Genomic DNA, 8,955 nt, shown 5'->3' with positions numbered 1-8,955 from the left:
ACAACATTACTTATATGACTATGCTTAGATCTTAATACAGCTACATACCCTGGTGGAACTTCTGCAACTTCATATTGCTTTACTTTAAATAATAACGGATTTATGTAATATTCCCCTGGCTGAAGTGTATCAAGCTGCGGACCTCTGTAACCACCATTTGCTATAAACAATTGCCCATCTTGATAATATTTATGCTCATCATTCTCTGGCTTTGGAGCAATTATATATCCAGACGGCAATGGCTGACCATCAACTGCTACAACAATACCAATGTGTTCTTCTTCTATCTTTGTGACAGGATGTTTAGTCACTTTAAACACTTTTGTATTTATACGATAGGCTCCCGGACGTAAGATAGCAGTTTGTGGTCCTTTTTTGCCTCCACCATCTAAAAACATTTTTGCATCCTGGAACTGGTTGCACTCTATAGCATCACCCAACAATCTTCCTGTTGGTATAGGTTCACCATCTATGGATTCAATTGTCCCAATTTCTGTTTCTCCAATTGTAGTAATTTGTTCTTTTTCAATTTTCCATATTAACGGATTGAGCCAATAAATTCCTGGCATCATTGTGTCTGCCTGAATTCCAACTTCACCATTTCTTGCTATTACTTGTCCTGATGGCATTGTTTTTCCTATTCTTCTTGTTAGTATTCCAACTTCATACCTTCCTATGTATGTAGCACCAGAACCAAACCGATAAATCACACCCAGCATCACTATTGCTACTATTATTGAACCAACTACTTCTATAGAACCCATAATTATCATCTTTGAAATATCCTTATTTTTTGATATTCAGTTTTCAAATTCAGTCTATAACAATCATTCAAATTCCTGATAGGAACGCCGTTCCTCCTGTAAAGATGCACCCATAATCCGAGCTACTCCCGGTGCAATGACTTGGGCAACCGAGAATGAAATTTATTCTTTAAAAAACAAATGAGGTAAAGGAGAGTTTTTATTTCTCCTCCCTCATGTATGGGCTAAGCCATTTTTCCATCTATCCTGATGCTGTTTCTGGTATGTACTCGTTAGTTATGGTACATGTCTTTGTTTCGCCAGGGTTTATGTAAGCAGAGCAGTCGCCAGAGAAGGAACTGCTGTATTGTGAATTGTAGTATTCATTTACATTATACCATCCCGGATAGATTGTTACATTAGTGCCGGCATCAGACCCTTGAAACACGCTTGGTGAGGGGGAATTGCCATCTACATGCATTGTGAAGTCAGACGCGCTTGCTGTACCGCCATCGTTATTGATTACATTTTTGATTACTATCAAGTGAGCTGGCTGTAAATCATCATTCGTTATCGTACAAGTCTTAATTTCACCGCCTTTAATGTAACCACTACAATCAGCTGAGTTCGTTTGAGAATAATATGATCCATAATCTTCCCAAACATTATAGTAGCCTTCATAGATTGTTACATCAGTACCGGTTTCAGATCCTTGAAACATACTTGGTGAGGGGGAATTGCCATCTACATGCATTGTGAAGTCAGATGCGCTTGCTGTACCGCCATCGTTATTGATTACATTTTTGATGACGACTAATTGAGCCTTGGGTATATCGTCGTTGGTTATGGTACAAGTCTTGGTTTCACCTACGTTTATTTGACCATTACATTCAGGAGAATAAGATGGACTATAACCTGGGGCTTCATATTCATAAACGCTATACCATCCTGGATTGATCTTTACATCAGTACCAACCTCAGAACCTGCAAATGAACTTGGTGTGGGGTTGTTACCGTATACATATATTCCAAAGTCCAATGCATTTGATGTTCCTCCATTATCATTGATCACATGTTTTATTACTTTTAGATGTGGAGCTATATCATCATTGGTTATTACACAGGTTTTGGCTTCGTTATTATTTATGCGTCCCGAGCAACCCGGTGAGTATGATACATTGTAGCCTTTCACTGCAAGTTGAGTTACTCTATATTCACTATTTTTCATAGTAACGGTTGTTCCTGTTTCTGAGCCACTGAATATAGCGGGCGATGGATCTTTGGCTGTAACGGTTACTGCAAAATCAGATGCCTTCATTGCTCCGCCGTCATCATTGATCGCCTGTACGAAAACTACCAGAGTTGGTTGTTGACTTGGGGCTGCGTAAACTTGAAAAACATTGCCCATAAGCAGTAAAGTTATTGTAGCTATAGACAACAGCACAAGTTTTGTTTTGTTTTTAACAATCATATTTTATCTCCTTTATTTTTAGGTCATTTTATTTTTCGGTAAGATACCCAGGGTCATTGCACTTTTATCAGTGCTCATTGATGTATTCACCATACTACTGTCACGCCAACCCTCAATTGCAGGATGAAATCGAGATAATTTTATTATTCATCTCGGTTGTTTGTTTCTAATTGATACTTGACAGGACAGTAGATTATTTGTATATAATAATTAGCAGTTTATAATATTTGTTACTTAAAAACTGGAACAAATAGGGTTTGTTACGGAAATGACGTAACAAATCTTTTTAACCTGACTTTACGTTAATACCACCTGACACGTATACTAAACGATTTGGAGGCTTCCCTTTGCTATACATTTTGAACCTCTAATCCATCTTTGGGCTCGCATGGCAAGGTCTTCTTCCCAATTGGCTATGGGCTTGTTGCACAATACGCTCATGCATGAGGGTCAACAATAGGCATAAGAAGAATGTGTGTTATATGCGATAACAAGAAATTAATAACAATGCTCAAGAGAGAATATGACGATTTAATATGCCGATTGATGTTATGGAAAAAAGAGGTTATTTTATGAATAAATTTGATATAGACCCTGATGAAATCAAATTTCATTTAGAATCAAAACCTAAGGACATTGATGAGGTACTTGAGAAAGCGGAAAAATTAGAGAGATTAGATTTCGAAGATATTGCCGCACTTCTTCATATCGATCCTAATCCCAATAATAAAGATTTTAGCAATCTATTAGAAACTGCAAAGCGTATTAGAAGCGATATTCTTGGAAATGAAATAAACCTTGTGGTTCCCCTTTACATTACAAATTATTGTATGAATAAATGTCCTTATTGTGCATTCTATTGTAATAATTATAGTAAGGGCAGAACCCGTTTAACTTTTGACCAATATTGTAAAGAAATTGAATATCTGACAGCAAAGAATTTTAGAACAATAGAGTTGGTTTTCTCAGACGACCCAGAAATTGGCATAAAGGAAATGACGAAATATATAGAGCATCTGAGAAATAAACTTGAACAGGGAGAAGGTGGGATGATTGGTTTGAACTCTTCTCCATTATCACAGGAGGACTATAGATCCTTAAAGAGTATGGGTTTAGACATCGTGCTTTCATGGCAAGAAACATATCATAAAAGAACTTACGATGAGCTTCATAAAGAATGTGTTTCAAAAAAAGATTTTCAGTACAGGTTAGGAACTCAGGATAGAATCTACAATAGCGGAATAAGAAATGCCGGGATTGGTGTATTGCTGGGTTTGTATGATTTTAAGTTCGAAGTCATGGCATTGGTCCAGCATGGATTGTTTTTAAGAGAAAAATTTGACCGTTTTCCGATAGTTGGGATACCTCGTTTGAAAGAAGCCAGCAGAACGTTATTCCAGCCAGAGCAGAAGTACCAAGTCTCTGATAACCAACTGAAACTTATCACTGCAATTATTAGACTGGCATTACCATATTCGCATATTTTCATAAGTACGAGAGAAAATAAAGATTTGATAATAGATCTGTTAAAAGCAGGTGGAGGATCCATCTCGGCGGCTCTTTGTAGCGTTGCCCCGGGTTATATCACCCATAAGAAATCCGAACTGAATCAATTTGAGGTTTTTTCATACGAGCCCGCTGAAATGGAACAAATTTTAGGTAATAATAAATTTATTCCTACATATGATCCTCCCTTTTTTGACCATATTAATCTAAAATCATTGATTCCTGAGATATTTAAGGGAAATGCGGCTTTATTTATAGGTTCTGGATTAACCAGTACTGTAACAGATTACACCAGAAACTCTTCGATTTTTAAAAAGATAGCAGATATTTTAACTATTAAAAATATTATTATCGCAAATTGCGATAGCATTTTGGAAGATACAATCAAACACCGTAGGGGAAGAATCAATCTAATTCAAGAAGATAAAGATATGCTGGAAATGGAATCAGATACAAATGTTTACAAAATACACAGTTCCTTTGACCCGCTTATGTTCAATAAACTTGAGGAACTTTTTTTTACAAGAACCATTTTATTTGTTGGATATAATATAAACGATGATAACATTAATGCCATCATTAAAAAAACCAAACGACGTTTAGAAAATAGGGTTCAGTACTATGCCATTATGAGAGATCCAACAGAAGTTGAACTTCGTTTTTGGAAGAGCAATAATGCTATTATTTTCAATGTAGATATCGAACCCTTTTTCGATATATTGACTGAAAAACTCAGAACAGATCCCATAATAAATAGATATACCTTTAATGCGCTTTGGGAAGTCCGAAAACAGATGGAGATGAGCTCAGTGAGCCTCGCCGCAAGATATAGAGGAATACGGGACATAGAGGCTCTAGAGACCATTTTAGAAAGATTTAAAGAAGCTCTTCAAGATGAAAAAACAAGGGAAACGGGTATATTTTGGGGTTATGATTTTGATTTTCATGTAGGGATATCTTTAGCTAGCGGAAATAGTTCATTTTATGATATTTGCAGGTTGCTATATAGATCATTATCTACATTGAGCAGGCAAGCTCAATCTAAGGAGACTCTAAAACAACATGAAGAAATATTGGATGCTATCAAAAATAAAGATGAAGAAAGGGCAGTTAAACACATGGAAGATCATATTGATTATGTAAGAGAAATCTGGGAGCGGGGATTAAATCCCAGATGATGTAATATTTGTTTATCGGGTTAAAGCCTTGTTTTCGGCTTCACCTTTATCAAAATGTTCTGCAATACACTATTAATCATTTCAACTTTATTTACTATATATTGTTCATCATTAATTTTATTCAGGATTTTAAGTTCCTCTATAATATCTTCTTCTATCAGCCTGCCGCAAAGCATTGATAAAGTGTTACGCATTTCGTTTATTTTTATGTCAAGTTTTATCGGATCCCCGATTCGTGGAAGGTTTTTACCCTGCCCGTATATTTCTTCTCCGAATTTGATAAGTTGAGTTCCTTTCGTTTGCCCGCACAGCGTTTTTGTTTTTATCTCTATTCCCGCCAGCATCCCCTTTATCCTCTCATCAATGATCGGCAGCCCCATCCTTACCAGCTGTGCGGTGCGAGGCGCTTTCCCTTCTACTTCATCCAGTATCTCAGCAGCTCGTTCGCAGTAATTCCTGTATGCTTTGAGGTCGCATCTTAAATCATTGAAATCCTGTTCTTTCTGCACTTCCTTCAGCGCGTTTCCGAGGTTTTTCACGGCTTCAAGGAGTTTTTCTTTGCTGTGAGAACCTTCAACTGCATATTTTGCCTCTTCAAGATATTTTTGCACCTCAGCTTTAGCTTCTTCTTTCTTAAAAGTCAGCATATAGAAAGAGCGATAAAATGGAAGACAAAATCCAGCCGGTTGTGAATGTGTTTCTTCCCTTGATGATTTTTCAAAAAATTGCAGGGCTTGTTCTAATTCTTTTCTGAAATCCTCTTTATCCTTTGATTCTGTTGCCCTGAAAACATATGCTCTTCCGAGAGAATGGTTGGCATATGCCCGAACAATGCTTTTTTCGTCCTTTGTAAGCGCGAGAAGGCTTTCTGTTGCCTGGTATTTATCGGCGATATATGGAAAAACGGAGCCAAAAGTTTCTGCCGCGACGCTTCGCACATTGGCATCTTTATCGTTTATCAGGGCAAGCAGGGCTTCTGTTGCTTGATCCTTATCAGTGACATGGGGAAAGGCGGAACCAAGGGCATACGCTGCACCAATTAACACAAATCTATCATCACGCTTTATCAGAACAAGGAGGTCATTCCATGCCCGAACTTTATCAGTGACATGAGAAAAAGACAAACCAATGGCTTCTGCTGCATTCCTTCTCACAAAACTATCATCATCCTTTGCTAGGGTTAGCAGGGCTTTTGTCGCCCGATTTTTATTTTTATTAGTAAGGTCAGAAAAGGAGGAGCCAATGGCTTCTGCCGCATTCCTTCTCACAAAGCTATTTTCATCCTTTGCAAGTTTTAGCAGGACTTCTGTTGCCTGATCCAGATCAGTGAGGTATTTAAAGGCGGAACCAATGGCTTCAGCTATAGCACTTCGTACTTCCCATTTTTCATGTTTTGTAAGATCAAACAGGTCTTTTGCTTCACGACCTCTATAAGCGAAGTGATTATAGACCGAACCAATCCCTTTTGCTGCAGCACTTCGTACCTCCCATTTTTCATCCTTTATAAGGGCAAACAGGTCATTTTTTGCGCGACCTCTATCAGTGATGTGAATAAAGGCGGAACTAATGGCTTTCGCTGCAGCACTTCGTACCTCCCATTTTTCATCTTTCGTAAGAGCATGCAGGTCATTTATTGCCTGACCCTTATCAGTGAGATGATAAAAAGCGGAACCAATGGCTTCAACTGCATTTCTTCGCACACCACTGTTATTATCTTTTGTAAGGTCAAGCAGTATTTTTGTTGATTGCTTTTTATCAGGGAAAGCTGTGAAATTCTTCCCGATTTCATATGCCGCTTCTTTTCGCTCAGATACTTTTTCGCTCAGCGCCTTCCTGAAAATTTCAGATACATTATCATATCTATGTTCAGCATATCCACCATTATAAGAATCTGTGCCGTTTTTTTCCGCCCAATCTTCGTATTTTCTTATTTCTCTTGCTGTTATTGTGCCTTTTATCTTCGGAAAGGATTTTCTGAAATCTGATCTAGTAAGAGGTCTCATTTTAGGTTTATTTACTTCCGGGCCATTTTCTTCTCGTATCATGATCCTGACAGCTTCATTGCAGAGTGCTGCAACATCGCGGCCTGCAAATAGTTTCAAGACACAAGTTTGTGCTATATTCAAAATATTTCCGTCTAATTCCACACCTTGGGTATTCATTTTTATAATTTCCATAACAGTCTGAGTATCAGGCAGAGGTACGTAAAATCGCTTCTCGAATCGGTTAAGCGCTGCACTATCAAGATCCCATGGCGTATTGGTCGCGGCCATTGTCAGAATATACCGGCTTGATTTCTTATTATGTAATCCATCCATTTCAGAAAGCAATGTGGACAATACTCTTCGCGAAGCTTCAAATATATCATCACGCTTACTCCCAATAGAATCGAATTCATCCAGGAAAATGATAGATGGGGCCCTTTTCCGTGCGACATTATATAAAGCAGATATATTCTTTGAAGATTCACCGTAATTTTTTGATAATAAATCGCCTGGTTTTACATTGAAAAACGTAGCTTTCAAAGTGCTTGCAGTTGCCGCAGCAAACAGGGTCTTACCAGTTCCGGGAGGGCCAAATAGAAGAACGCCTTTCCATGGTTTTATTGCGTCAGGTATTCCTTTCATTTGACTATATTTAACAGTCTCGTTGATAGTTTTCTTGGCATTATCAAGACCTGCAATATCTTCCCAGGTTACTGGGGTTGAGGTTATCAGTCTTAAAATATCTTTCTCAAAATCTTCTTCTTTTATTGCAGTGTACTTTTTCTTTTTCTCTTCTAATTTATCAGATAGATTCTTTATATCATCCAGGCTCATGCTCCCTCTTTGCTATCATTTTTTCATTTTGCTTTTTGAGTGTGTCTTTCATCCATTTGCCAAAGCCCATAATAGTATCGCCTATTTAATTTAGTCTGTTGATAGATAGGGAAGAAATGTTATTTATAAATAACGGTTAATTTTTATTATATTCTCCGCATTTCTTAAATTCATAGGCATTGCTACGTATCCATATCCAACATACATATAAAAACTTTAGCACATGAGTGAGACCTCCGCTAATTCCAATTTCTCAAGTGTATATCTTCTACCGGGGTTGAAAATCAGCCGATAGACAGGATTAACTGGATAAATTTTTACATCTCGATCCTGTCAATCCTGTTATCCTGTCAAATTAGCGGATGGTCTCCACATGAGCCTGAAAATAAAGAAAAAGATAGAGATTTTGGTTAGCTGGTAAACTGATAAAAAAAAGGATATAGTTCAAACTACCTCTCTAGATCAAATACAGCACCCTACGAACTGCAGTCAATTTATCTTTGAATTTAGGACTGTTTTATGTTTTTGCCTGAGGCTCAATTAACTTCTTGATGTCAAAAAGTGATATATGATACTCGTTAGATATATCAAGTTCTGCTTTTATCAAGGCGTCTTGCTCGTCCGTACCGTTATTCATGATTGCTTTCTTTCTCTTTGAGATAGCGTTTAGTACTTCGAATATATCCATTGTTACCGCCTCCTATTTGCTTTTGTGAACAAATTCATGCTCATCTCTCATGTGGCTAAACACAGAACCCATTGAAGCGAACTCCTTTTTGCAGAAAGTGCAGACAAAAACTCTTGGATAAGCTTCTTCAATACCTCTATAGTTTTTCATTTTGAATCCTCATTCGAATAATGAATAGGAAACCATGGTACTACTTTGTAGTTTATATTCCTGACTTCGCCAGCTAACCTATAAAAGAAAAGTCACATCTCATAAGTTTTTGTGACCAAACTTGCATGAAAATGTAACTTTCCCAATAGGCAATATTGTAATGCTCGACAGAATTCAAAAAGATTATGGTTACTTTGATTTTCTGTTCGATGAAATCGGTGGAAAAGCAAAAGACCTTCAGAATATCGTAAAATCCCTGATATACAACAAATTGACGGATAACGTTTCAATCAACCAAATCCCAAATATTTACCCTGAAGAAGCGTTCCAATATTTTAACCTGGATGAAACACCGGCTGAACGGACTTTTTATAGAACTGTTGAGCGACTCGGAGATAAA

Annotated in this window: 7 protein-coding genes; 2 read left to right on the top strand and 5 right to left on the bottom strand. The window is 37.4% G+C overall.

What is annotated here, in order from left to right:
* Together MNV_RS13005 and MNV_RS13000 are read right to left on the bottom strand one after the other, a co-directional pair.
* The coding region (locus MNV_RS13005; RefSeq protein ID WP_218838024.1) for a hypothetical protein at positions 1 to 764 on the bottom strand (764 nt) is incomplete at its 3' end.
* Between the two features lie 241 nt (positions 765 to 1,005).
* Positions 1,006 to 2,214: a hypothetical protein gene (locus tag MNV_RS13000; protein WP_096206391.1), complete on the bottom strand. Its 1,209-nt coding sequence runs from the start codon at positions 2,212 to 2,214 to the stop codon at positions 1,006 to 1,008.
* A 572-nt stretch (positions 2,215 to 2,786) separates the two neighbouring features.
* On the opposite strand from MNV_RS13000, the gene MNV_RS12995 reads away from it, so the two are divergent.
* On the top strand, positions 2,787 to 4,898 hold the full coding sequence (locus MNV_RS12995; protein ID WP_179293986.1) for an FCD domain-containing protein: 2,112 nt from the start codon (positions 2,787 to 2,789) through the stop codon (positions 4,896 to 4,898).
* Between the two features lie 20 nt (positions 4,899 to 4,918).
* On the opposite strand, the gene MNV_RS12990 is transcribed toward MNV_RS12995, so the two are convergent.
* From MNV_RS12990 to MNV_RS19775, 3 genes are all read right to left on the bottom strand, one after another.
* On the bottom strand, positions 4,919 to 7,717 hold the full coding sequence (locus tag MNV_RS12990) for a HEAT repeat domain-containing protein (protein ID WP_096206389.1): 2,799 nt from the start codon (positions 7,715 to 7,717) through the stop codon (positions 4,919 to 4,921).
* 517 nt (positions 7,718 to 8,234) lie between these two features.
* A complete protein-coding gene (locus tag MNV_RS19780; RefSeq protein WP_179293985.1) occupies positions 8,235 to 8,405 on the bottom strand; it encodes a hypothetical protein in 171 nt (56 codons plus the stop codon).
* Between the two features lie 12 nt (positions 8,406 to 8,417).
* Entirely contained in the window at positions 8,418 to 8,555 is a 138-nt protein-coding gene (locus MNV_RS19775) for a hypothetical protein (RefSeq protein ID WP_179293984.1), read from the bottom strand.
* 121 nt (positions 8,556 to 8,676) lie between these two features.
* Here MNV_RS19775 and MNV_RS12985 point away from each other — a divergent pair.
* Positions 8,677 to 8,955: hypothetical protein (locus MNV_RS12985; protein WP_143311779.1), on the top strand; the 279-nt coding region annotated here is incomplete at its 3' end.

Source organism: Candidatus Methanoperedens nitratireducens, from assembly GCF_900196725.1.
Lineage (GTDB): Archaea > Halobacteriota > Methanosarcinia > Methanosarcinales > Methanoperedenaceae > Methanoperedens > Methanoperedens nitroreducens_A.
This window is presented reverse-complemented; position numbering and strand designations above follow the sequence as displayed.

Coding starts and splice junctions, on each gene's coding strand:
- MNV_RS13000 (WP_096206391.1), bottom strand. CDS start 2,214: ATGATTGTTAAAAACAAAACAAAACTTGTGCTGTTGTCTATAGCTACA.
- MNV_RS19780 (WP_179293985.1), bottom strand. CDS start 8,405: ATGGATATATTCGAAGTACTAAACGCTATCTCAAAGAGAAAGAAAGCA.
- MNV_RS12995 (WP_179293986.1), top strand. CDS start 2,787: ATGAATAAATTTGATATAGACCCTGATGAAATCAAATTTCATTTAGAA.
- MNV_RS19775 (WP_179293984.1), bottom strand. CDS start 8,555: ATGAAAAACTATAGAGGTATTGAAGAAGCTTATCCAAGAGTTTTTGTC.
- MNV_RS12990 (WP_096206389.1), bottom strand. CDS start 7,717: ATGAGCCTGGATGATATAAAGAATCTATCTGATAAATTAGAAGAGAAA.